This is a genomic window from Actinoplanes sp. G11-F43 (assembly GCF_050589265.1).
GTDB lineage: Bacteria > Actinomycetota > Actinomycetes > Mycobacteriales > Micromonosporaceae > Actinoplanes.
In genome coordinates this window covers 1-1,366 of sequence record NZ_JBNZCE010000097.1, presented here as the reverse complement: position 1 = coordinate 1,366, position 1,366 = coordinate 1, and the positions used below count along the sequence as shown (strand labels likewise).

1 protein-coding gene is annotated in these 1,366 nt (G+C 67.1%); it reads right to left on the bottom strand.

Annotated elements, in window-relative coordinates; genetic code table 11:
- Positions 1-5 precede the first annotated feature (5 nt).
- Positions 6-1,115 carry an ISAs1 family transposase gene (locus tag ACQ0O7_RS45080; RefSeq protein ID WP_430792095.1) on the bottom strand — a complete coding sequence of 370 codons (1,110 nt, stop codon included), beginning with the start codon at positions 1,113-1,115 and terminating at the stop codon, positions 6-8.
- Positions 1,116-1,366 lie beyond the last annotated feature (251 nt).

The window sequence follows — 1,366 nt, the reverse complement described above, 5'->3', positions numbered from 1 at the left end:
CAGGGTCATTGCGTTCTGGGGTAACTGCTGGTCACAGCGGTGATGAGGTCGTGTGATCGGCGGTCGGCGCGTCGGTTGGCACGGGCGATGTTGGTGTCGCCGTTGATGCGGTGCCAGCCGATCGCGGTGTTACGCAGGGTGGCCATGACGGCGGGTCCGGTGCCGGTCCGGGCTTGATGCAGATCTTCACGGAACGTGACATCCCGGATGAAATGGATCTGGTTCTCGATCAACCACTCTGCCCTGGCCCATTTCTGCAGGTCAGCGGGTTGCGCTTCGGCGGCGGTCAGAGAGGTGATCAGGTAGGCGGTCTCCCGGCTGGTCTTGCCGTCCACGGTGCGGGTCCGGGTGATCCGGGCGGCCTGCTGGGCGCGGGGGAAGGCGATCCCGCCCGGGGTGTGCAGGGTGACGGCCTTGACCGTGCGGGTCTCCTTGCGGCCGTGCCCGCGGTTGCGGGTGCGGTCACCGACTGGGATCTGCGCCCACGGCAGGGTCTTGAGCTGGGTGTGAAGGGTGGGCTGGTTTCCCTTCGCCTGGAGCAGCAGGTGTGCTCCGCGGCTGGTGATCTGTTCGGCGTGATCGGTCTGGGTGTGCATCGCGTCGGCGACGAACAGGACCCCGGTCAGGCTGCCCAGCACGTTTTCGACCTCGGCGAGAAGCGGGGTGAACGCTGGGATTTCGTTCGACTTGGTGTCGACGGTGACCTGGGCCAGGACGATGCCGGTGCTGGTGTCCAGCGCGGACAGCAGATGCGTCTGGCGGCCCTCGGGCAGACGGGAGCCCCGCAATGTCTTGCCGTCGACGGCGATCACGGTCCGGTAGCGGCGTGGCCGGGCGGGTGCCGGCGGCGTCCGCGACTGGAGCCAGCCTGCCAGAGCAGCACTGAGCAGGGCCGCGTCGAGGCAGGTCATCAGCCGCCACATCGTCGTGGCGGCCGGCACACCCCGGGTGAACCCGAGCCGGACCTGGTCGGGCTCGTCGAGGTCGTACAACCAGTCGGCGATCGCGGCGAACGAGGTGGCACCGGCCAGGACCGCGCAGACCGCGACGGTCAGCAACGCCACGAGCGGATAGCGGGTCCCGTGGGGATTTCGTGGGTCCGGAATCCGGCCCAGGGCCTCGGCGAGCCCAGCGTGTTCACTATCGGTGACGGGCGACGGTGGCGTGTCGGAGCCAGGGGTTGTCACGGTCAGTGCGGAGATCAGAGATGATGCCATCGGCGGGTGGAGTTCCTCGGTGATCGTGCAGCGTGAAGAACTCCATGATCACCTTGAGGGCTTCACCCGCTTCTACCACCTCCACAAAGGCCGGTCATCTCACGAAATCCCTGTTCAGCGGATCACAGACCGAGAACGCAACATCCCTG